Origin of the sequence: Pseudomonas sp. B14(2022) (assembly GCF_012030485.1) — a bacterium.
Taxonomy (GTDB): Bacteria; Pseudomonadota; Gammaproteobacteria; order Pseudomonadales; family Pseudomonadaceae; genus Aquipseudomonas.
Genome location: NZ_JAAUVM010000002.1, coordinates 251,956 through 275,432, shown reverse-complemented (window position 1 = coordinate 275,432; position 23,477 = coordinate 251,956). Strand labels below are relative to the sequence as shown.

Below are 23,477 nucleotides of genomic sequence, written 5' to 3'. Positions count from 1 at the left end.
GCTCACCACAATTTCCAGCTGTAAGCGACGATCAGGCGGTTCTCATCGAGCTGCTGGGTCAGGCCATCGCCGGATCGATAAGTGACGTTGCGCCAGCGCAGGTTCAGCCCCTCCAGCGTTCCGCTCTGGATCACGTAGGTCAGGTCGGTATCGCGTTCCCACTCACTGCCGTCGCTGACCGTACTGGTGCGGATATCGCTGCCTTTCACATAGCGCGTCATGAATGTCAGGCCGGGTACGCCGAGCGCGGCGAAGTCATATTCGTAACGCAGTTGCCAGGACTTCTCGTTGGCTTTGGTAAAGGTGTTGTAGGTGACAAGGTTCGCCACGAAAGGAGTGCCGGTGTCGATCACCGGAAAGACGCTGTCACCCGACAGGCGCTGGAACGCGGCGGAGAATCGCTGGGCCCCGACGGTCAGGGTGAGTATGCCGTTGAAGTTGCGGTTGTCGATCTTCCCGGCCTTACCGGTGCCGATGTCAGTGCTGTCGAAATAGCGCAGGTCCGAACGCAGGCTCAGGCCTTGTCCCAAGGGCAATACATGAACCAGCCCGGCGAACTGCTGGCGGTAAATGTCCTGCAGCTCACCTTGGTGGTAGCGCAGGGTCAGGTTCTTGCCAATCGCGTAGTCGCCGCCGAGCAAGTCCAGATGATCGCTGCCCTGGCCGGCGTAGCTGATGTCGTCATTGCTGGATGAATCACGGCCATTGGCTTCGGTCAGTCTCGCTGCGGTGACGGTCAGGTTGTCGATTTCGCTCGACGTCAGGTAAGCACCGGTGAACGTCGAGGGCAGCAAGCGGGTATCGCTGTAATACGCCAGCGGATGGATCGGCATCAAGGTGCCCACATTGAGCTGGGACTGCGACAGGCGCATTTTTGCGGTCAGTCCCAGTTCGCTGTAATCATCCACCGGCTGGTTGCTGTCGGGCCCATAGGGCAACAGCCCGGTGCCGCGTCGACCCGCGCCGGAATCGAGCTTGATGCCCAGTTCAGCCAGGGCGTCGAGGCCGAATCCAACGGTGCCTTCGGTGTAGCCAGATTGAAGTTCGGCGAAGAAACCCTGAGTCCATTCCTCGGCCTTGGCCTGTGGCGCGCCACTCTGGCGGAAGTCTCGATTCAAATAAAAGTTGCGCGTGGTCAACGTCGCGCTGCTGTCCTTGAGGAAGTCTGCCTGGGCGCTGGCGAAGTGGCAGCAGAGCAGCAGTGCGGTGACGAAGGGTAGCTTCCTGTTCATTTTTTATTGGTCTCAGGATAAGGATGAAGATTATTCAGGACGAGTTTTTCCTGACCGCGTCGGTGACGACGCGGTGTGGCCTGTGTTGGCCTGTGTGGGTCAGGTGCTGCGGATCAGAGGATGCCGGTCACGTTTGTACAGGTGAGGGCAGAGGTTTCTCTGCAAGGTCGTGACGGGTCAGATGCCCGATGGCGAATGCGCAGGCGGCCAGTATGGCCGGGCAGGCAGCCAGGACCAGGAAGCTCTTGACCACGGGCATGCCGCTGTTGAGTACGTATGCACCCAGCAATGGGCCGAGGATCGAGCCGATCTTGGCGATGGATGTGGCCCAGCCAGCGCCATTGGCGCGGATGGCGCTGGGGTAGAAGACCCCGGCAATGCTGAGGATGCCGTAGTGGGAGCCTTTGACGAACACGGCGCCGATCAGGCTCAGCATGAGAAACGCGGTGCCCTGCATGCCGGTGATGCCCAATACCAGCAAGAAAGGCAACGCCAAAAGCGGGTAGATCATCACCATGTAGGGCCCGCGAGTATCGACGAATCGCATCATCGCCAAGCCCGCCATCGCGCCGCTGAACGAGGCAATGGAGCTGACCCACGAAGCGGTCGCACGATCAAATCCTGCGTACTGATAAACCAATGGGCTCCAGGAGGCGAGGAAGTACATGGCCATGGAACTGGCGGAGTAACCCAGCCAGATCATCGGCGTGAGCCATTTCAAGCGGCCGATGAACAGCTGGCTGACGCGAAATTCCTTGCCGCCGATATCCGGCTCGTCCAGCAGGACGAATCGGTCGCCAGGCCGCAGATCCAGGCTTGGGTCCATGCGCTTGAGAATCGCCGCGATTTTACTCGGGTCTTTGCGCTTGCTAGCCAGAAAACGCACCGATTCGGGCAGGGTGAAAAACAGCAACACGCTCGCTACCATGGTCAGCGCGCCGCCGAACACGAACACCCCCTGCCAGCCGATATGCGGCGCCAGCCAGACGGTCAGGGGGCCGGCCATCGCGCTGCCGAGACTGAATCCGACCATGATGATGGTCACCACCGTAGAGCGATAACGCTTGGGTACGAACTCGATGTTCAAGGCCCAGCACAACGGCAGCATGGCGCCCAGCGCAAAGCCGTTGAAAAAGCGCAGGACCATCAGCGATTCATAGCTGTTGGCCACGGCAAACAGCAAGGTCAATAGACCAAATGAGCAGGTCGAAAAAATAATGGTGGGGCGTCGGCCGATGCGGTCACCCAGGTAGCCGAAGAAGAATCCGCCGAGCATCATCCCCAGCAGGCCGATGGAGAAAATCTCGCCCAGCTGGATCTTGTCCAGGCCGACTTCGTCGGCAATATAGGAAGCGGTGTGCGACAGCACCAGCAGATCGAAGCCATCGAGGAAGGTGATCAGGACCGAGACCAGAATCACCACATAGTTGAAGCGCGACAGTTTGCGGCCCTCTATGAGCGCCGCCACATCCAGGGTGCGGGACTGTGACATGTACGTTCTCCACTGCATTCTTATTGTTGTTGGAGTGGCGCCCCCGTCTGCACGGTGGGCGCGTCAAACCGCTTGAAACCTATTCCAGGTTGAACGCCAGCCGCTCGCGCAACGCTTGGGACGGTATGTCACTCACCCTGCCGCCGGGGCCGGCGAGGTCCAGCGCATGGGCCGCAGCGGCGCCCATGGCGATACAGGGGCCCATAACGCGGACACTCGACAGCGCGGCCGCATCGGCGTCGATGCAGCGACCGGCAACCACCAGGTTATCGCTGCCCTCGGGCAGCATGCTACGCAGCGGAACACTGTGGATGTGATCGTCATCAAAGGGTTCCCATTGATAGCCGCTGGTGTTGCCATGCAATTCCACCGGCCAGGAGGTGCGCGCTACCGCGTCCGGGAACATCGTCGCAGCGCGCACTTCGTCGGTGGTCAGGTGATGATGACCGACAATCCAGCGGGTCTGGCGAATACCTGGCAGTGCGTATGCCCGCACCTTGGCCTTGCCGTAGGCCGCGGGGTATTCCGACTGGAGGAAGTTGATCACTTGATCCACTTGCTGGCGCCCGGCGATCGCGACGTGGGAGGCGGCGATCGGATCCAGGGGCGTTTCTATATGAGTCATGTTGAACGCTGCCGTGCCGCGTCCGGGGAACTGAAAGAACAGGCCGTCGTCGCGTTCTATACCGTAGCTTTTGGCCTGTTGCTTGATCCGTTCGGTGAACTGCGCACGCGTGGGCAGGTGGGCTTCATCGATATGCTCAAGGACGAACATCTGGGTGCCGTAGATGGGCGTGTCCGGCTCTCGGCAGGCAAATCCGGCGTTCCAGGCCAGCGCCGCATCGCCGCTGGCGTCGATAAAGCCGTTGGCCGCCACGCGCACATCGCCGTAGCGGGTGGCCAGTTCGACTTCCTGGACCCGCGGACCTTCGCGCACTACATCGCGCAGCACCGCACCGAGGATCACCGTGATGCCGGCGTCGAGAACCTTTTGGCCAATCCAGCGACCCAGGGCGACTTCGTCGTAATAAACCACGGTGGTCAAGGGACCGACGGTGTGGTGCAAATCTCCCGAGGCGCCCAGGTCGCGCAGAATGCCGTCGGCAATGCCGTGGGTCAGCAGCTGGCGGTTCGGGCCGTTGGAAAACAACCCGCAAAAGGTCCCGATGATCGAGCCGACCGCCTGACCGCCGAGCATCGGCAACGCATCGAACAGCACCACGCGCTTGCCGAGCGCAGCGGCTTCCAGAGCGGCGGAAATACCCGAGATGCCAGCGCCGGCGATACATACGTCAGCCTGCAGGCGTTGGGCGGTGGGAGCGCTGGTACGGCGTACCGTGCGAATTACATGAGCCATAAAACTACCTTCGAGGTGTAAAAAAGGGCAGCCGACCCCGAGCCCGTCAGCCTGGGCCACGGAAACGGTTGTTTCGGCAAGCGGATCCGGGTTACGGCTGGTCCTGCGTTCGGTCCAGGTCCGGGTCGAGGTCGACCGGGTGTAGTGTTTCGTGCTGATCGGTACGGCGTTCACGCGGGGTCACTTCGACGGTCCCGGCGTCGGCATCGACGCGCACCCAGTCCCCGGTACGGATCCGGTACAGCGGGTTTTCATCGAAGTCAGTGATGGCCGGTGCATGTACGACCACCGCGCCAAGGCCCATCTTCGCGGTCATTTCGTTGAACAACATGGCACCGGGCGCCACACCGGCAAGGCGCGCGATATGGAACTGCGAGGACCAGCCGGACGAACCCTTGGCGCCGGGAAATACCAGGACTTTGCCGGCGAAACTGATGCCCTTGAGTTCGTGGCGGGTCTCGATGACGGTGCCGCTGCGTGGGTCGATGCCGCCCCAGCCCGAGATGCGGTCAAGGGTCACCAGGGCTTCGCCTTCGAAACGGCCGCCGACGACTTTGCGGCCTTTGAGCATGAAGGTCTCGTTCATTTCAATACTCCTCTCCAGCGCCCTTCAATGGCTGCCTGGACGCAATCGGCCGTGGTGCCGAACCAGGCCTGGATACCCATGATCGCCGGCAGGTAATGTGCCTGTTTGGCCGAGTCGACTGCCGCCACCCGGGTGCCCTTGGGAACCACCTTGCCAATGGCCGAGCAGGTGTCTGTCATCACATGTCCACCGGCTTGCTCGATGATGCGGGTGTAGCCGGCGACGTCGGCCAATTGCTTGATCGAGGCGGCGGTAAATACCCAGAGTTCGGTATTCGGACTCAGGCGCTGGCCTTCGAGCAACTGGCAGACTTCCCAGATCTGTTCGAGGCTGTAGTGTGGGCAACCGAGCATCACAAAATCGACTTCGGCATCTCGCCCGGTGATGTTGACGTGCTCGTAGGCCCAGCGCCGTTCGGCCTCACCGAAACGCAGCGTGGCTAAAGGCCGGGCCGCCCCAAGCGCCTGTTCGCGGGTGTTCGCCTCGGGAGTCACCCCGACCAGGTGATACATCTCCACGCCGCCACTGGAAGCCGCCGCCGCGCCGAAGTGCTTGAGGCGCGCCAGGTTGGGCTGGTGGCTCACGCCCTCGATCACCGGGATGCGATCCTGCACCTGCTCACCGATCCAATAGCCGAGCAAGCCCCAGTCGGCCGTGGTGCTGATCTCGATAGCCAGCTCGATCAGGTGGGTGCCGCGGCGGTTCTCGTCGATGTGCAGGCCCCAATACGGAATCTTGCCGGTCAGCATGGCCGCGCCGGTGCTTTCCCGGCCTTCGGCATTGGTGCGGGCGCCGAGCACCGAGTTGATGTAGATCACCGCCGAAGATTCCATCCACGCGCAGTGTTCGCCTTTAACCGGCACGTTTCCGACCTGGTAGGGCGTGCAGGTGTTCAAGGGTTGCACCCCCAGGCTGCTGCTGTAGGCCTGGCCTGTTTCATAAATGCGCACCACGTCTTGCGAGATGCCCTGGCGTTCGGCGTGGCGAGGATCGATGCCCTGTTGCAAGTGGCTGCTGAACACCTTGACCTTGGGAATCTCGACCACCTCGGCGCTGTCGAGGTTGAACTCGCTGAACACTGCGTCCATACCGCCCTGGCGGTCGGCGTACTGGCGCAAAAAGGGCGTGGTGGCACCGATGGTGCCGGCCACATTGCGCGTATCCACCAGGCATTGCGCATCCAGGGCCTGCCCATAACGCACCAGCAGGTCCATGGCTTTTTGCACCGCCGGGCCTTGATCGCCGGCGAGCATGGCTTTCTCGTCGTCGCGCAATCTCATTACGGTTGCTCCCCGCAGACAGTGATGTCGAGCGGCTTGATCAGCACCGCGCCGTGTTCCATGGAGGACACGTTGTTGCGGTAGATATCCAGCCAGCCGCCACCGAACTGCGGCGCCAAAGGTTTCCAGCGGGCCCGGCGCGCATCCATTTCATTGGGGCTGATGGCGGCGTCGAGGGTGTTCAGATCCAGGTCGATGTCGATGATGTCGCCGTCTTTCACCAGCGCCAGCGGACCCCCGACGGCGGCCTCCGGGGACACCTCGGCCACCACCAGGCCTTTGCAGACCAGCCCCGAGAGATGGCCGTCGGTCAGCATCGCCACATGGTCGCCCAGCCCGGCCCCGTCAATGGCGAACACGACTTTCGAAGCGCCGCCGCCCATGGCCGGGCCACCGCGTACACCGGCACCGCGCATGACCACCACGTGTCCGGGTTTTATGCGCCCGTCCTGCAACGCTTCGATGGCGTCGGCGGAGCGTTCGAAACAGATCGCGGGGCCCTTGAACCGGCGCATCTTGCTCGGGTCGATGCCGTATTTGATGATGCCGGCCTGGGGCGCGATATTGCCGCGCAGCATCACGATCGCCGGCAGGGTGGCGAAAGGCTTGTCCAGCGGGCGGATCACCTCGTCGTCGCTGATGGTGACCCCCTCCAGGTTTTGCCTCAGGGTCTTGCCGGTGACGGTCAGCACATCGCCATGGAGCAGCGGCTCCAGGCGCTTGAGCAGGCCACGACCACCGCCCGCGGCTTCCATTTGCTCGATGCTGTGTTCGCCCACGGGCCGCACGCCGACCAGCACCGGCACTTGTTTGCCCAGCTCCCTGAAGAGCTGGTAGACGTCCACGTCGATCCCGCCTTCGGCGGCCACTGCTTGCATGTGTTTGATGGTATTGACCGAGCCTCCGGCGGCAAGAATGGTCGCCACTGCATTGGCGAAGGCGCCGGGGGTCAGGATATCGCGGGGTTTGAGATCTTCCTCGACCATTTCCACAATGCGTCTGCCGGCCTGGTGCACGAAATCGAACATCTGCGGGCTGTTGGCGGCGATGGGGGAACTGCCGGGCAAGGCCATGCCCAACGCTTCACACACCAGGTGCATGGAATTGGCGGTGCCCATGCCCGAGCAGACGCCCGGCCCCTTGATGGCATTGCGGGCCATGCCGACCAGTTCCTCGACCGGGAGTTTGCCGGTGACCACGTGCATGGAGCTGATGAACACATCTTCGATGTCGACGTGCTGGCCATTGTATTCGCCGCTGGGCTGATACCCGCACACCACGATCAACGTCGGAATATTCAGCCGGGCGGCGGCCATCAATTGGCCGGGGACTGTTTTGTCGCAGGAAGCCAGGCAGATCATGCCATCGAGTTGGGCACCCTCGACCGCCACTTCGATATCGTTGGTGATGAGGTCGCGGGCAGCCAGCATATAGGCGCCCCCCGCGCCGGCGCCGGTGATGAAGTCACTGGGCGCGGCGGTGCGGATTTCGAAGGGCAGGGCGCCGGCATCGCGTATCGATTGCTTGATTTTGGCGGCGATGCCATCCAGGTGACTGAAGCAGATCGCCAGGTTCGACGACGAGTTGACGATCGCGATCTTCGGCTTTTCCAGCTCGCTCTCGTCAATCCCCAGGGCACGCCATTGGGCGGCACGCACAGCCCACAGATAGGAACCGTAGGGGAAATTACTGCGCAACGTCTTGGGCATGATTCGCTCCGTTATTTTTATAAGTAGGCAATCCAGTTGATCACTTGAGCGATCTTGTGCCGAGTCTAGGCTTCGACCTAGAATCCGAAAACCTTATTTTACTTATAGATAAAATCCAAAATATGGATATCAAAGACGTCGACCTCAATCTGCTGAAAGTCTTCGATGCGTTGCGCAAAAAGCAAAGCGTGACCCTGGCGGGCGATCTCATGGGGCTCAGCCAGCCGGCCATGAGCTTCGCCTTGTCCAAGTTGCGCACGTTGTTCGACGACCCGTTGTTCATCCGAACCTCCCGTGGCATGCAACCCACCGCCAGGGCCCTGCAGATCGCCGAGCCGGTGCAGCGGATCCTGGAAATGGTCAGCAGCGAAGTGTTGCCGTCCACCGGGTTTGTCGCCGAGCACTCCGAGCGACAGTTGGTGCTGTGCATGTCGGACATCGGCGAAATGGTGTTCCTGCCCCGGCTGATGCGCATGCTCGACCGAGAAGCGCCGCAGTTGCGGATTCGCACCCTGGCCTTGTCCTCCGAACAGTTGGAAGAGGGCCTGGATGCTGGCGAGGTAGACGCGGCGATCGGTTATTTCCCGCGCCTGCTCAACACCTCCATCCGCCATCGGGCGCTCTACAGCCACTCGTTTGTCTGCATCGTGCGCCGTGATCACCCAACCATCGGCGACAGCATGAGTGCCGAGCAATACCAGAGCGCGGTGCACGTCGCGGTCCAGGCCGACGGGCGCGGCATGGGTGTGCTGGACCGGCAGCTGGCAACGCATGGCATCACGCGACAGGTGCGTTTCAGCCTGCCGCGATTCATGGGTGTGCCGTTCCTGGTGGCCGAGTCCGACATGATCGCCACGGTACCCCTGGCCGTCGGGCGGCGCTTTGCCGAAATCACCGATGTCCGCCTGGTCCCGCTGCCCTGGGATATCTGCGGCTACGACATCCACCTCTACTGGCACACGCGCTTTCATCACGACCCGGCCAGTCGCTGGTTGCGGCAGTCATTCATCGAACTGCTCAGTGATTTCTCTCCCGCTGAACACATCTAATTTGCTTAATTTAATTAACAGTTAATTGACATAACTATTTTTGCCGGTTAGTTTTTGTTCATCTTCAAACGAACAATAAGAGAGCAACCGTCATGAGCAACTACGAAGGCCGCTGGACCACCGTCAAGGTCGAGATCGAGCAAGGCATCGCCTGGGTCATTCTCAACCGCCCGGAAAAACGCAATGCCATGAGCCCGACCCTGAACCGCGAAATGATCGACGTACTGGAGACCCTGGAACAGGATCCGGACGCCGGGGTGCTGGTGCTGACCGGTGCGGGCGAGGCTTGGACCGCCGGCATGGACCTCAAGGAATACTTTCGCGAAGTGGATGCCGGCCCGGAAATCCTCCAGGAAAAAATCCGCCGCGAAGCCTCGCAATGGCAGTGGAAATTGCTGCGCATGTACGCCAAGCCGACGATCGCCATGGTCAATGGCTGGTGCTTCGGTGGTGGCTTCAGCCCGCTGGTGGCGTGCGACTTGGCTATCTGCGCCGATGAGGCGACCTTCGGCCTCTCGGAAATCAACTGGGGCATCCCACCGGGTAACCTGGTGAGCAAGGCCATGGCCGACACCGTGGGCCATCGCCAATCGCTGTACTACATCATGACTGGCAAGACCTTTGGCGGGCAGAAAGCCGCTGAAATGGGCCTGGTCAACGAAAGCGTGCCGCTGGCCCAATTGCGCGAAGTGACCATCGAACTGGCGCGCAATCTGCTGGAGAAAAACCCGGTGGTGCTGCGTGCCGCCAAGCATGGCTTCAAGCGTTGCCGCGAACTGACCTGGGAGCAGAACGAGGATTACCTCTACGCCAAGCTCGATCAGTCACGCCTGCTCGACACCGAAGGCGGCCGCGAGCAGGGCATGAAGCAGTTCCTTGACGACAAGAGCATCAAGCCTGGCTTGCAGGCGTATAAACGCTGAAGAGCGCGGCCGCCTGGCCGCGCCGCTGGACCCTGCTTGAACGTATTCCCGATAAAGACAATAAAGAGGAATCACCATGCTGGACGTGCCCCTGTTGATCGGCGGCCAGTCGTGCCCCGCACGCGACGGCCGAACCTTCGAGCGTCGCAACCCGGTGACCGGTGAAGTGGTCTCGCGGGTCGCCGCCGCTACCCTGGAAGATGCCGACGCCGCCGTGGCCGCTGCCCAGGCCGCGTTCCCCGCCTGGGCAGCGCTGGCGCCCAACGAACGCCGCACTCGGCTGCTCAAGGCAGCCGAGCAGTTACAGGCGCGCAGCGATGAATTTATCGCGGCCGCCGGCGAGACCGGCGCCATGGCCAACTGGTATGGCTTTAACGTGCGCCTGGCGGCCAACATTCTGCGCGAAGCGGCGTCGATGACCACCCAGATCACCGGCGATGTCATCCCTTCCGATGTGCCCGGCAGTTTCGCCATGGCCCTGCGTCAGCCCTGCGGCGTGGTGCTGGGCATTGCGCCGTGGAATGCCCCGGTGATCCTCGCCACCCGCGCCATTGCCATGCCGCTCGCGTGCGGCAATACCGTGGTGCTCAAGGCCTCGGAGCTGAGCCCGGCAGTGCACCGCCTGATCGGCCAGGTCTTGCAGGACGCCGGTCTGGGCGATGGCGTGGTCAACGTCATCAGCAACGCTCCGGCGGATGCAGCGGCGATTGTCGAACGGCTGATCGCCAACCCGGCCGTGCGCCGGGTCAACTTCACCGGCTCGACCCATGTCGGGCGGATTGTCGGCGAACTCTCGGCACGTCACCTTAAGCCAGCCCTGCTCGAGTTAGGCGGCAAGGCGCCGTTGCTGGTACTCGACGACGCCGACCTCGACGCTGCAGTCGCGGCGGCGGCCTTTGGTGCGTATTTCAACCAGGGCCAGATTTGCATGTCGACCGAACGCCTGATTGTCGATGCCAAGGTCGCCGATGCATTCACCGCCAAGCTGGCGGCCAAAGTAGCGACCCTGCGTGCGGGCGACCCTGGCGCGGCGGATTCGATACTCGGTTCGCTGGTGGACGCCAGCGCCGGTACGCGCATCAAAGCCTTGATCGACGATGCCCTGGCCAAGGGTGCACGGTTGGTAGTGGGCGGCCAACTGGACGGCAGCATCCTGCAGCCGACCCTGATCGATGGCGTCACCGAACACATGCGCTTGTACCGCGAAGAGTCCTTCGGCCCGGTGGCGGTGCTGCTGCGCGGCGACGGGGATGAAGCATTGCTGCGCCTGGCCAACGACTCGGAGTTCGGCCTGTCGGCGGCGATCTTCAGCCGTGACACCGGGCGCGCACTGGCCCTGGCGCAGCGGGTGGAGTCGGGCATTTGCCATATCAACGGCCCGACCGTGCATGACGAGGCGCAGATGCCGTTTGGCGGGGTCAAGTCCAGCGGCTACGGCAGCTTTGGCGGCAAAGCCTCGATCGAGCACTTCACGCAATTGCGCTGGGTGACCTTGCAGAACGGGCCACGGCATTACCCGATCTGAGCCGCCGCCGCGACATAACAATAACAAGGCGGCAGTGATCCGCCTTGCTGGAGGACATCCTTGTGAGTTCCGAATTTCGACCGCAACCCCAGCCCGCTCCGCGATACCGCGAGGTCTCCATCGGCCACGCCCCGGTGTCGGTCACTGAAGAACAGGGCGTGCTGCATATGCGCTCCCTGGAACCCCTGGCCGAGTTGCCGGGGCGCTTGCTCGATCGTCTGGTGCATTGGGCCCAGGTGCGGCCCGAGCAGACGTTTATCGCGGCCCGCCAGGCCGGCGGTGATTGGCGTCGCGTCAGCTACCGCGAGATGCTCGACAGTGTGCGCGCGATTGCCCAGGGTTTGCTGAGTTACGGACTGTCGGCGCACAAGCCGCTGGCCTTGCTGTCGGGCAACGACATCGAGCATTTGCAGGTGGCCCTTGGGGCCATGTACGCCGGTATTCCTTACTGCCCGGTGTCGCCGGCCTATTCGTTGTTGTCCCAGGATTTTGCCAAGCTGCGGCATGTGTGCGACCTGCTGCAACCGGGGTTGGTGTTTGTCAGCGACGCAACGGCTTTCCAGCGCGCAATCGAGGCGGTGTTGCCGGCCGAGACGCCGCTGATCAGCGTGCGCGGCCAGTTGCTTGGGCGCACGCAGGTCGGCTTTGCGAGCCTGTTGCAAACGCCCGCTGGCGCGCAGGCCGAAGCGGCTTTCAACGCCACCGGTCCCGACAGTATCGCCAAGTTTCTCTTCACCTCAGGGTCGACTAAATTACCCAAGGCGGTGGTCACCACCCAGCGCATGCTCTGCGCCAACCAGCAAATGCTGTTGCAGACGTTTCCGGTGTTTGGCGAGGAGCCGCCGGTGCTGGTGGACTGGTTGCCGTGGAACCACACGTTTGGCGGCAGCCACAACGTCGGCATCGTGCTCTACAACGGTGGCACCTTTTACCTCGACGATGGCAAACCCACTGTGCAGGGGATTGCCGAGACGTTGCGCAATCTCAAGGAAATTTCGCCCACCGCCTACCTGACGGTGCCCAAGGGCTGGGAAGAGTTGGTCAACGCCCTGGAACAGGACGCCGAGTTGCGCGAACGGTTTTTTGCGCGAATGAAATTGTTCTTCTTCGCCGCCGCTGGCTTGTCGCAGAGTATCTGGGATCGCCTCGACCGTGTGGCCGAACTGCATTGCGGCGAACGCATCCGCATGATGGCCGGGCTGGGCATGACCGAAGCCGCACCGTCCTGCACGTTCACCACCGGGCCGTTGTCGATGGCCGGTTATATCGGCTTGCCAGCGCCGGGCTGCGAGGTGCGCCTGGTGCCGGTGGACGGCAAATTCGAAGGGCGTTTTCGCGGCCCGCATATCATGCCAGGGTACTGGCGGGCGCCCGAGCAAACCGCCGAGGTGTTCGACGAGCAGGGCTTCTACTGCTCGGGTGACGCGATCAAGCTCGCTGACCCCCAGCAGCCGCAATTGGGCCTGATGTTCGACGGGCGAATTGCCGAGGATTTCAAGCTGTCCTCCGGGGTGTTTGTCAGTGTCGGGCCGTTGCGCAATCGCGCCGTGCTCGACGGCTCGCCCTATGTGCAGGATCTGGTGGTTGCCGCGCCCGACCGCGAATGCCTGGGCGCGTTGGTGTTCCCCAGGCTCTACGAATGTCGTCGGCTGGCGGGTTTGAACGCCGATGCCAGCGACGCTGAAGTGCTCGGCAGCGTGCCGGTACGCCAGTGGTTCGGCGACTGGTTGCAGCGCCTCAATCGCGAGGCCACGGGCAATGCCAGTCGCCTGGAATGGATTGCCTTGCTCGACGAGCCGGCGTCCATCGACCGTGGCGAAATCACCGACAAAGGCTCGATCAACCAGCGCGCAGTGCTGCAATGGCGTGCGGCCAAGGTCGAGGCGCTGTATCGCGGTGAGGAGCCCACGATTCTGCGTGCCGGGCCCAAGCCTTGAGCCGCGCCGGGCAGTATTCGGCGTTTGCCGATGCGGCGATTTTCGCGGCGGTGCGCACCCCTTGGGTCGACCTCGGGGGCGCGTTGTCCCAGGTGTCGCCTATCGATTTGGGGATCAAGGTTGGCCGTGAAGTACTGGCCCGGGCCGGCATCGACCCACAGTCGGTGGACAGCGTACTGGCCGGTTCCATGGCCCAGGCCAGCTTTGATGCCTACTTGCTGCCACGGCATATCGGCCTGTACAGCGGTGTGGCGCAAGCGGTCCCGGCACTGGGGGTGCAGCGCATCTGCGCCACCGGTTTCGAGCTGTTGCGCCAAGCCGCTGAACAGGTGCGCGACGAGGTGGAGCTGGCCCTGTGCGTGGCCAGTGAATCCATGTCGCGCAACCCGATTGCTGCCTACACCCATCGTGATGGGTTTCGACTCGGTGGCGAGGTGCAATTCAAGGATTTTCTTTGGGAGGCCCTGTACGACCCGGCCCCGGGCCTGGACATGATCGCCACCGCCGACAACCTGGCGCGCCGTTATGGCCTGAGCCGCAAGGCCGTGGATCGCCACGCCTGCGACAGCCACCAGCGCGCCTTGCAGGCGCAGCGTGATGGCGCGTGGGCTGAAGAAATCGTGACGGTCGATAACCAGGTGTTCGAGCTTGAGGGGTATCAGCCCAGAGGCATCAGCCTGGCACGTCGGGCCAGCGCCGTCAGTGAGGACAGCCACCCACGGCCCACCGATCTTGCGGCCCTGGCACGCTTGCGCGCCGTGCATCCAGGCGGCGTGCAAACCGCCGGCAACAGTTGCGCAGTGGTCGATGGCGCAGCGGCGGCGCTGGTGGGGCGTGCCTCGGCCTGCACGCGTGCGCCCCTGGCCCGGCTGCTGGCCAGCGCGGTGGTCGGTGTGGCCCCCGAATTCATGGGCATCGGCCCGGCGTCGGCGATCCGTCTGCTGCTGCAACGCAGCGGGTTGAACCTGGGCGACATTGGCCGCTTCGAGATCAACGAGGCCCAGGCCGCCCAGGTGCTCGCAGTGGCCCATGAACTGGAGCTGGACAGCACCCGCCTCAACGTCCAGGGCGGCTCGCTGGCGCTGGGGCATCCACTGGCCGCCACCGGCCTGCGCCTGGTGATGACCCTGGCTCGACAACTGCGTCAGCACAACCTGCGCTACGGGATTGCCGCGGCGTGTGTGGGCGGCGGGCAGGGCATGGCGTTGCTGATCGAGAATCCTGTCTACCGCGCTTGATGGTTTTTTTAGTCGATGAGGTGTCCCGATGTGGAGCTATGAGGCGCCGCTGCGCGATATGCAATTTGTCCTTGAACACTGGTTGCAGGCGCCAGGCACCTGGCAGTGCAACCCGGCGTTCGAAGCCCTCGACCTGCCGCTGGCGGCACAGGTGCTGGAGGAGGCGGCACGCTTCAGCCAGAGCGTGCTGGCGCCGTTGAACAGCCAGGGTGATCGCCAGGGCTGTCGCTGGCAGGCTGGCCAGGTCAGCACCCCCGACGGCTTTGTCGAGGCCTATCGGGCCTATGTCAAGGGTGGCTGGCCGGCACTGGCCTGCACCGAGGCACTGGGCGGGCAGGGCTTGCCGCAACTGCTCGACGCGGCATTGCAAGAAATGCTCTACGCCAGCAACCATGCCTGGGCCATGTACACCGGCATTGCTCACGGCGCCTACCTGTGCCTCAAGACTCACGCCGCCCCCTGGTTGCAGGCGCGCTACCTGCCCGACATTGTCAGTGGCCAGGCCTTGCCCACCATGTGCCTGACCGAGTCCCAGGCCGGCAGCGATGTCGGTTTGCTGCGCTGTCGCGCTGAACCCCAGGCAGATGGCAGTTATCGCTTGAGCGGCAGCAAGCTGTTTATTTCAGGCGGCGAGCACGACCTCACGGTCAACATCCTGCACCTGGTGCTGGCGCGCCTGCCCGATGCGCCGCCGGGCAGTCGTGGCATTTCACTGTTCCTGGTGCCCAAGCAACTCGACGATGGCCAGGCCAATGGCGTGCGGTGCGATGGCATCGAACACAAGATGGGGATCAAGGGCAGCGCCACCTGCTCCCTGGTGTTCGACGCCGCCCAAGGTTGGCTGGTCGGCGACGCCAATCGCGGTCTGGCGGCGATGTTTGTGATGATGAATTCGGCGCGCCTGCATGTCGGTCTGCAAGGCCTCGGGCATGTCGAGGCGGCTTGGCAGAACGCCCGGCAGTACGCCGCCGAGCGCGTGCAAATGCGTGCGCCGTCAAGGCCGCAAGAAGTGGTGGCCCAGGCCGCTGATCCAATCCGCTACCACCCGGCCATGCGCCGCGTGTTGCTGGAGCTGCGCACCACCAGCGAGGGCATGCGCGCTATTGGCTATTGGGCGGCGCACCTGCTTGATCAGGCCGAGCATGATCAGGAACCGTCGGCCGCCCAGTTGGCGCCGTTGCTGACACCGATCATCAAGGCGTTTTTCACCGAACAGGGCTTTCGCCAGGCCAGCAATGCGCTGCAGGTGTTTGGCGGTTACGGCTACGTCGCTGAGTTCGCCATCGAACAAACCCTGCGGGACAGTCGCATCGCGATGATCTACGAGGGCAGTAATGAGATCCAGGCCAATGACTTGTTGCTGCGCAAAGTGCTGGGGGATGAGGGCCGCGCCTTTGGCCTGCTGCTGGCCGAGCTGCGCGCCGAGGCTGCGCAGGGCGGCCAGTACGGCGAATGCGCAGGGTTCGCCCGCGCGTTGGGCAGCCTGTGCGATTCACTGGCCAATGTGGTGAGCGCCATACGTGAACATGCGCACGAAGACAGTGAATACCCCTATCGGGCGGCACCGGATTTTCTCCAGCTGTGTGGCGTGGCGTTGCTGGCCTTTGCCTGGGCGCGCGCGGCGCGGGTGTCGAGGGCATTGCCTGAAGAGGATCCATTGCGTGCCGCCAAGCTGCAAAGCGCCGGGTTCTTTTTCGATTACCTGCCGTCCCGGCTGGCGCAGCACCTGGGCGCCATAGACGGCGCACGCGCAGCGCTGGCGTTCATCTGACGGCGCCCAGGTGCTTGCGGTACTATGGCAACCCACGTTTTCTGGAAGTTGCCTGGATGAGTAAGCCTGGTCAATTGGTGCTGGTTGCACTGCGCAAGATGATTGCCAGCGGAGAGTTGGTGGCGGGGGAGCGCCTTATGGAGATTCCTACGGCGCAACTGTTCGGGGTGTCGCGCATGCCCGTGCGCATGGCGTTCCGAACCCTTGAACAAGAAGGGCTGCTGGTGCCGTTTGGCGGGCGCGGCTATCAAGTGCGTTCGGTCAGCCCCAGCGATATCGCCGGTGCCGTCGAAGTGCGCGGCGTGCTCGAAGGCCTGGCGGCGCGTCAGGCCGCCGAACAGGGGTTGTCCGCCGAGGCGCGTGCGACGCTGGAGCGCTGCCTGGTGGAAGGTGATCAATTGTTCGAAAAGGGCTACGTCACCGAGGACGACCTTGAGGTCTATCACGACCTGAACATGCGCTTTCACCAGGTCATCGTCGAAGGCAGCCACAACCCGGCAATCGCCGATGCGCTGGCACGCAATGATCACCTGCCATTCGCGTCGGTGACCGCGCTGGCGATAGATCGCGAGGACATGGCCCGCGAGTACCGGCGCTTCAACTATGCCCACATGCAACACCATTCGGTCTTCGACGCGTTGGTCAGTCGCCAGGGCGCGCGGGCTGAAGCGATCATGCGTGAGCATGCCAACGCGACCCTGCGCTACGCCGAAATCTTCAGCGCAGCCACCGCCGACGCGCGCATGAAGGTGATCTTGCCCGCGTCGTGACGCGGTTCAGATATCAAGCACCAGCAAGGGCGTTTTCGAGCGCGAGCAGCAGGGTGTGAATTGGTCATTCAGGGCTTGTTCCTGCTCGGTGAGGAACAGGTCGCGGTGTTCCGGTATGCCTTCCAGTACACGGGTCAGGCAGGTGCCGCAAATCCCTTGTTCGCAGGACACGGCAATCTCGATGCCGTGGCTTTCCAGGACCTGCACCACGCTTTTGTCGGCGGGAATCTCGAAGACCTGGCCGCTACTGCTGACTTTCACCGAAAACCCGCCGTCGAGGCTGCTGTCCACCGGCGCCGCCGCGAAGTATTCGCGGTGCAGGCAGTTCTCCTGCCAGCCCAGCGCCCGCGCACTGTCGAGTACATGCTGCATGAACCCACCCGGGCCGCAGACGTAAAGGTGCATGTCGCCGGCCGGCGTCGCCAGCACCTGGGCGGCATTCAGCGCCGTTTCGGGTTGCTCGTCGAAATGCAGGAAGACCCGTTCGGCAAACGCGGAATCCTTGAGGCGCTGCACAAACGCCGCACGCTCACTGGCGCGGGCGCAGTAATGCAGTTCGAAGTCGGCGCCCGTCTGGGCCAGGCGTTCGGCCATGCACAGGATCGGGGTGATGCCGATGCCGCCGGCAAACAGCAAGCTGCGCCGTGCTTCGTGGGCCAGGTGGAACAGGTTGCGCGGTTCGCTGATGGTCAGGCGAGTGCCCGCGTGCACCTGTGCGTGCAGACTGTTGGAACCGCCCCGTGAGGCGGGGTCTTTGAGCACGCCGATCAGGTAGCGATGCCGTTCCTCCGGGTGATTGCACAGGGAATACTGGCGGATCAGCCCGTCCGGCAGGTGCACGTCAATATGCGCACCGGCACTGAAGGGCGGCAGCGGGTTGCCATCGACGCTGGCCAGTTCATAGCTGCAAATGTCCTGGGCTTCAGTGGTGCGGGACGTCACTACGACCTCAATCATGTCGGTTCTCCAGCGCGTTCCCGGGCGATCAGGCGCTCGAGAATCTTGCGCGACTGCACGCCGCCGGCATCGATATTCAACTTGAGCAGGTTGCGCGTCGGGTGGGCCAGCAAGTTCTGTTGTTGGCGTTCGAGCATCTCCAGGTCTTCGCTGAAAATCTTGCCCTGGCCTTCACGAATACTGGCGGTCAACGCCTCATCCTGCGGGTTGAAGTTGCGCGCCATGCCCCAGAAGTACCAGATCGAGGTATCGGTTTGCGGCGTGATGAAGTCGACCACGATGCTCGCGGCCTTGTGTTCGGGCGCGGCGTTATAGCCGCCCTTGCCAGCATGGGCCACGCCGACTTCGATCAGTACATGGCTGGGTGGGGTGAAGCGGCAGATCTGCCAGCGGTCCACTGGTACGTCATCGGCCAGGTTGTTGCCGCGCAAAGCCATGCGCCAGAACGGCGGGGCCATGATGTTTTCCATATGCCGGGCGGTGACTACTTCGTCACCTTGCACCGTAGTGACCGGCGGCGCTTCGTCGATTTCCTTCTGGCCGATGCTGGAGGCGTGCACGTAGGTTTCGTGGGTCAGGTCCATCAGGTTATCGATCATCAAGCGGTAATCGCACTGGATATCAAACAACCCGCCGCCGTACGCCCACTCATCACTCACGGCCCATTCCAGATGGTGGATCAGCGCGGGGTCGGCCAAGGCCTGATCACCCGGCCACACCCAGATAAAGCCATAGCGCTCAACGGTGGCAAAGGTTTTGTTGCAGGGAAAGCCGCGCACCCGCTGGCCGGGCATGTCGACGGTCTTGCCATCGCCCCCCATCACCAGGCCGTGATAACCGCACACTAAGTTGCCGTTTTCGACATAACCCAGCGACAGCGGCGCGCCGCGATGCGGGCAGAAGTCCTCCACCGCCACCACGACGTCTTCCTGGCCACGATAAAACACCATTTTTTCGCCGCAGATCTGTCGGCCCAGGGGTTTTTGCGAAATTTCATCGGGGGTGCAGGCGACATACCAGGTATTTTTTGGGTACATAAGAGACCTCTAGGTAGTGCTTGTTTTTGTTTTTTAATGGATCCATTAAGCGATGACGCTTACTGCAAGTCAATCTTAGAGAATCGATTTAATCGCGATTATCACGCGATAATGTCTGTTTTTTCAACTAAGATATTTTTGAGGCTTCATAATGGATCCATTGATGTAGCTCATGTAAAAACTACCAGGGAGTCTCGGTTTTTTTTGTGCGGATGAACATCGAGGGTTTTACGCTTCAGGATGGCTGCTCTGGCGAGGCTTGGTGGTACTTCTTCAGTCGATACGCGAACTGCGCACGACTCAACCCCAGCACTCGTGCAGCCGCAGCCAGATTGCCTTCGCTCTGTTGCAACGCTTCGTCGATCAAGCGCGACTCTAGGCCTTCAATGGAGAAGCTTTGCTCCAGCCGGGTCAAGGTTTCCAGCAGGGCCGGGCGAGGCTGTGCGCTGGGGGGACTCTGGTCGATGGCGGCGAGACTACCCTTGTCGTCCAGCGAGTACAGCTCCTGTGGTATCGGTTCATTGCGAAACAGGTGGACGAGGTCGATGGCTTGACCATCCTCGCTGGCGATCAGACCGCGTTCTACCAGGTTTTGCAGTTCCCGCACGTTGCCGGGGAAGTCGTAGCGTAGCAATGCCTTTAGCGCCCGCATGGTCAGCCCGGCGGGTTTGCGCGCGTAGTCCTGGCAGAAGCGCCGCAGGAACGCGTTGACCAGTAACGGGATGTCGTCGCGTCGTTCACGCAGTGGCGGCAGGGTGATGGGGAAGACGTTCAAGCGGTAGAACAGGTCCTCGCGAAAGTCACCAGTCGCTACCGCTTTGCGCAGGTCGATATTGGTTGCCGCCACCACCCGCACATCGACCCTGATGGGGTGACCACCACCAACTCGTTCTATCTCGCGCTCCTGCAATGCCCGCAGCAGCTTTCCCTGGCCCGGCAAGCTGAGGCTGGCGACTTCATCGAGAAACAGGGTGCCGCCATGAGCCCGTTCGAAGCGCCCGGGGCGCGAATGGGTGGCACCGGTATAGGCGCCGCGTTCGACACCGAATAGCTCCGCCTCGATTAGGTTGTCCGGGATCGCGGCACAGTTGAGGGCTACGAAGGGCGCTTGATGACGCGGGCTGTACTGATGCAATTGGCGGGCAAATAGCTCCTTGCCGACCCCGGATTCACCGCTGAACAGTACCGTAGCGGGGGTAGGCGCCACACGCTGCAAGGCGAGGGTGGCGGCATTGAAGGCTGCGCTGGCTCCAATAGGTTTTGGCCCGACAGGCATTTCGCTGTCGTCATCGGGGGCAGGTGCTGGTGCTGAACGCTGCCTGGGAACGACGCTTGATGGCGAAGCGGTGAGATAACTCAAATCCTGTTCAACATCGCCCCACTGTTCGGCGGTCTTGCCGACCACTCGGCAGGTCTCGTGGCCCATGCCCCGGCATTCGGTTTCACGGAAGATCACCAGACGGCCGAACAGCCCGCTGACATAACCGATGGCATACCCCAGTTCGGTCCAGCACACCGGGTCCTGGCCGATTCCGTAGGCGGCGATGTGTTCGTCAGCCTCGCAGGAGTGATGCCAGAGGAACTCACCCTCGTAGAAGCCTGAGTCGGCGTCGAACTTGAAGTGCACGGGTTCAACCTTGGTCATGCCCTCGAGCGTATGCAGGCGGGTGCCGGCCGAGAAAATCGCTGCCGCATCGGCGTTCGGCCAACGCTCACGAATCAATCGCGCATCGCGTGCGCCAGACAGGTAGCCGGTGCGCGTAAACAGGCCACGGGTTTGTTCCAGTCCCTGGCGCTCGATGATTTCTCTGCGTAGCGCGCCGAAGGATGAACTGTGCAACAGCAGCATGCGTTGATCGTTAAGCCAGATGCGCCCGTCGACCGGGGAGAAGAACAAGCATTCGGTCAGTTCGGCCAGGGTCGGTGAGTTGCCCTCGACCAGTTGGGTGCTGTCGCCACGAGGCAAAAAATCCTTCTCTCGCCCAGCAAGATCGGCAAACAGTAATTGGGGATTATTCATTGTTCTGCCCCTGAGCACATTGAGTGATCGAAATGATTAACTGCCAGAACAGTTATTAATCATAACTTTATCATTTGAACAAGTGCCGGGCTGGCGAGGGGCATCGAAACCGTCACCCTGTCTCGGGTTGCTGCGCGTCATGTCGCGGAATAGAGCCTCCGTCAGAAAAAAATCAAGCGCTCAAGAAAGTCGGCATACGCCTTGCTCTATTGCTTGCATGACTTCACCGCTTTCAGAAGGCGGTGATGGACGATAACAAGTACAAGAGCCGGGAGGCCTAAATGTCGGTCAGTGAACCCTCTAGTTTTCTTCAAGACGCGTTGTGGTGTGATCGTGTTTTCAACGGCGACTGGATTCGTCCGTTAGGTGGTAGCAATACCGTGCATGAGCCGGCCACCGGCGAAGTGCTGACCGTCACCGGGTTGGCCGATGCGGCAGATATTGCGTTTGCCAGCCTGAATGCTGCCCGTGTTCAACCCGCTTGGGCAGCATTGGGACCACGCGAGCGCGCAGTGATTTTTCGCAAGGCCGGCGCATTGGCCGAGCAACACTTCGCCGAACTGGCGCTGTACGTCGCCAGGGAGAGTGGCGGCAGCCTGTTCAAGGGCGAGCACGAGGTTCGCGAAGCGATCGTACTGCTGCATCAGGCCGCCGCGATGTTGTCGCAGGCTCATGGTCTGGTCCTTCCGAGCGAAGCTGGTAGGTTGTCTTACGCGCGCCGGTTGCCCCATGGCGTGGTCGGTGTGATCTCGCCGTTCAACTTTCCCCTGGTACTGTCCATACGCTCGGTGGCGCCGGCGCTCGCAGCCGGCAATGCGGTGGTACTCAAGCCCGACCCGCAAACCCCGGTCAGTGGTGGTTTCATCATTGCTCGATTGTTCGAAGCAGCAGGCTTGCCCCAGGGCCTGTTGCAGGTGTTGCCGGGTGCTGCTGCGGCCGGCGAGGCCATGTGCCGTGACCCTCATGTGCGGATGATTGCGTTCACCGGCTCCACCGCTGCGGGTCGCAAGGTCGCGGAGGTGGCGGGGCGTCACTTGAAGAAAGTGGCCCTTGAGTTGGGCGGCAAGAATTCGTTGATCGTGCTCGAAGACGCCGACCTTGAGCTGGCGGCGAGCAATGCCGCCTGGGGCGCCTGGTTGCATCAGGGGCAAGTCTGCATGGCCACCGGACGCATTCTGGTCCATGAGTCGATCGCAGAAGCAATGGTCCACAGGCTGACAGAGAAGGCGCGGGCCATGACAGTCGGCAATGCCGCTCGTGGCGAAGCGGTTTTAGGGCCGTTGATTAACAAGCGACAGTTGCAGCGTGTGCATGAAATCGTCACGCAGAGTGTGAGCTCCGGAGCAACGTTGGAAGCCGGCGGCGAGTTTGAACAGCTCTTCTACCAACCTACGGTGCTTTCTGGCGTGCGCCCCGGCATGCGCGCATTCGACGATGAGATCTTCGGCCCGGTGGCCACGGTGGTGAGTTTTACCAGTGACGCAGAGGCCATCGAGTTGGCCAATCGCACCGAGTATGGCTTGGCCGCGGCGATCATCTCGCCTTCGGTTGGGCGTGCCATGGCGATAGGTGAGCGGCTCAATTGCGGCCTGCTGCACATCAACGATCAAACAGTGGCCGACGAATGCGTCAATCCATTCGGTGGGCGTGGCAGTTCAGGGAATGGCGGCAGCATTGGCGGCCCAGCCGACTGGGATGAATACACCCAATGGCAATGGGTCACGATCAAGGATACCGCCCCGCGCTACCCGTTTTGATGAGGTGAGGGCCGAGGCGTGCGATCGGCCAGGCGATGACACAAGAATAATAAGAGGACACAACATGAAACTCGACAACAAGATTGTGCTGGTAACCGGGGTTTCCTCAGGTATTGGCGCGGCCACTGCAAGCCTGTTGCGCGCTCACGGTGCTCAGGTGATTGGTGTGGACCTTAAGGCTCCGTTCATGACCCTGGACGGGTTTGTCCAGGGTGATCTGAGCAGTGCCGAGAGCATCGACCGACTGTTGGCACAGTTACCGGAAAGGATCGACAGCCTGTGCAATATCGCCGGGGTCCCGGGCACGGCAGACCCGCAATTGCTGGCGCAGGTCAACTACCTGGGCTTGCGTCACCTGAGCAGTGCACTGCTGCCGCGCATAACGGCTGGCGGCAGCATTGTCAATATCGCCTCGATCCTCGGTGCAGACTGGCCGCAACGCCTGGCGCTGCACAAGGCGTTGGCGAACATTGAAGACTTTGCGCAAGCGCAAGCCTGGCTGGCCGAACACGCAGTGCCAGACGAGACCTGCTACCAGTATTTCAAGGAAGCGCTGATCGTCTGGAACTATGTGCAGGCCCAGTCCTGGTTTCTGCAGCACTCGGTGCGTATGAACAGTGTGGCACCAGGCCCGGTGTTTACCCCGATCCTCGGCGACTTCGTGACCATGCTCGGCGAGGCCCGGACCCAGGCGGATGCTCATCGTATGAAACGCCCCGGTTATGCCGATGAGATAGCGGCGGTCATTGCGTTTCTGTGTGCCGACGAGTCGCGCTGGATCAACGGCGTCAACCTAGCCGTCGATGGTGGCCTGGCCTCGACCTACATCTAAAACCC

18 protein-coding genes are annotated in these 23,477 nt (G+C 62.2%); 9 read left to right on the top strand and 9 right to left on the bottom strand.

What is annotated here, in order from left to right; all coding sequences use genetic code 11:
- Positions 1-2: 2 nt before the first annotated feature.
- The 6 genes from HCF10_RS04690 to ilvD all read right to left on the bottom strand — a co-directional run bounded on the left by HCF10_RS04690 (position 3) and on the right by ilvD (position 7,656).
- Positions 3-1,232 (bottom strand): OprD family porin, encoded by a 1,230-nt coding sequence (locus tag HCF10_RS04690; protein ID WP_050492686.1) that lies wholly within the window; start codon positions 1,230-1,232, stop codon positions 3-5.
- A 127-nt stretch (positions 1,233-1,359) separates the two neighbouring features.
- Complete coding sequence (locus HCF10_RS04685) at positions 1,360-2,724, bottom strand: MFS transporter (protein WP_050492687.1); 1,365 nt, start codon at positions 2,722-2,724, stop codon at positions 1,360-1,362.
- A 79-nt stretch (positions 2,725-2,803) separates the two neighbouring features.
- The gene (locus HCF10_RS04680; RefSeq protein ID WP_029291054.1) at positions 2,804-4,081 is read right to left on the bottom strand and encodes an FAD-dependent oxidoreductase; all 1,278 of its coding nucleotides are present in this window, start codon (positions 4,079-4,081) and stop codon (positions 2,804-2,806) included.
- Between the two features lie 91 nt (positions 4,082-4,172).
- On the bottom strand, positions 4,173-4,667 hold the full coding sequence (locus tag HCF10_RS04675) for an aconitase X swivel domain-containing protein (RefSeq protein WP_081041716.1): 495 nt from the start codon (positions 4,665-4,667) through the stop codon (positions 4,173-4,175).
- On the bottom strand, positions 4,664-5,947 hold the full coding sequence (locus HCF10_RS04670; RefSeq protein WP_029291059.1) for an aconitase X: 1,284 nt from the start codon (positions 5,945-5,947) through the stop codon (positions 4,664-4,666). Before HCF10_RS04670 ends, HCF10_RS04675 begins: the two co-directional genes overlap by 4 nt.
- Complete coding sequence (gene ilvD, locus HCF10_RS04665) at positions 5,947-7,656, bottom strand: dihydroxy-acid dehydratase (RefSeq protein WP_029291060.1); 1,710 nt, start codon at positions 7,654-7,656, stop codon at positions 5,947-5,949. Before ilvD ends, HCF10_RS04670 begins: the two co-directional genes overlap by 1 nt.
- A 122-nt stretch (positions 7,657-7,778) precedes the next feature.
- Between ilvD and HCF10_RS04660 the strand changes: the two genes are divergently transcribed.
- The 7 genes from HCF10_RS04660 (at position 7,779) to HCF10_RS04630 (ending at position 16,869) form a co-directional block, all read left to right on the top strand.
- Positions 7,779-8,705, top strand: a complete 927-nt coding sequence (locus HCF10_RS04660) for a LysR family transcriptional regulator (RefSeq protein ID WP_050492688.1) — start codon at positions 7,779-7,781, stop codon at positions 8,703-8,705.
- Between the two features lie 92 nt (positions 8,706-8,797).
- Positions 8,798-9,628, top strand: a complete 831-nt coding sequence (locus HCF10_RS04655; protein ID WP_029291063.1) for a p-hydroxycinnamoyl CoA hydratase/lyase — start codon at positions 8,798-8,800, stop codon at positions 9,626-9,628.
- A gap of 76 nt (positions 9,629-9,704) precedes the next feature.
- Positions 9,705-11,153 carry an aldehyde dehydrogenase gene (locus HCF10_RS04650; RefSeq protein WP_029291065.1) on the top strand — a complete coding sequence of 483 codons (1,449 nt, stop codon included), beginning with the start codon at positions 9,705-9,707 and terminating at the stop codon, positions 11,151-11,153.
- Between the two features lie 62 nt (positions 11,154-11,215).
- On the top strand, positions 11,216-13,090 hold the full coding sequence (locus tag HCF10_RS04645; protein WP_029291068.1) for a feruloyl-CoA synthase: 1,875 nt from the start codon (positions 11,216-11,218) through the stop codon (positions 13,088-13,090).
- Positions 13,087-14,328, top strand: coding sequence for a thiolase family protein (locus HCF10_RS04640; protein WP_029291071.1), 1,242 nt, complete (start codon positions 13,087-13,089; stop codon positions 14,326-14,328). The genes HCF10_RS04645 and HCF10_RS04640 overlap by 4 nt, the downstream gene beginning before the upstream one ends.
- A 28-nt stretch (positions 14,329-14,356) precedes the next feature.
- A complete protein-coding gene (locus tag HCF10_RS04635) occupies positions 14,357-16,099 on the top strand; it encodes an acyl-CoA dehydrogenase (RefSeq protein WP_029291072.1) in 1,743 nt (580 codons plus the stop codon).
- 56 nt (positions 16,100-16,155) lie between these two features.
- Positions 16,156-16,869: a GntR family transcriptional regulator gene (locus HCF10_RS04630; protein ID WP_029291073.1), complete on the top strand. Its 714-nt coding sequence runs from the start codon at positions 16,156-16,158 to the stop codon at positions 16,867-16,869.
- Positions 16,870-16,875: 6 nt separating this feature from the next.
- On the opposite strand, the gene HCF10_RS04625 is transcribed toward HCF10_RS04630, so the two are convergent.
- The 3 genes from HCF10_RS04625 to HCF10_RS04615 form a co-directional block, all read right to left on the bottom strand.
- Positions 16,876-17,826, bottom strand: a complete 951-nt coding sequence (locus tag HCF10_RS04625) for a PDR/VanB family oxidoreductase (RefSeq protein WP_104912556.1) — start codon at positions 17,824-17,826, stop codon at positions 16,876-16,878.
- Positions 17,823-18,863, bottom strand: a complete 1,041-nt coding sequence (locus tag HCF10_RS04620; protein ID WP_029291075.1) for an aromatic ring-hydroxylating oxygenase subunit alpha — start codon at positions 18,861-18,863, stop codon at positions 17,823-17,825. Before HCF10_RS04620 ends, HCF10_RS04625 begins: the two co-directional genes overlap by 4 nt.
- 235 nt (positions 18,864-19,098) lie before the next feature.
- Positions 19,099-20,883 carry a sigma-54-dependent Fis family transcriptional regulator gene (locus HCF10_RS04615; RefSeq protein ID WP_029291076.1) on the bottom strand — a complete coding sequence of 595 codons (1,785 nt, stop codon included), beginning with the start codon at positions 20,881-20,883 and terminating at the stop codon, positions 19,099-19,101.
- Between the two features lie 281 nt (positions 20,884-21,164).
- Between HCF10_RS04615 and HCF10_RS04610 the strand changes: the two genes are divergently transcribed.
- Complete coding sequence (locus tag HCF10_RS04610) at positions 21,165-22,640, top strand: benzaldehyde dehydrogenase (protein WP_029291077.1); 1,476 nt, start codon at positions 21,165-21,167, stop codon at positions 22,638-22,640.
- A gap of 64 nt (positions 22,641-22,704) precedes the next feature.
- Positions 22,705-23,472 carry a coniferyl-alcohol dehydrogenase gene (locus HCF10_RS04605; RefSeq protein ID WP_167654965.1) on the top strand — a complete coding sequence of 256 codons (768 nt, stop codon included), beginning with the start codon at positions 22,705-22,707 and terminating at the stop codon, positions 23,470-23,472.
- The last annotated feature ends 5 nt before the right edge of the window (positions 23,473-23,477 follow it).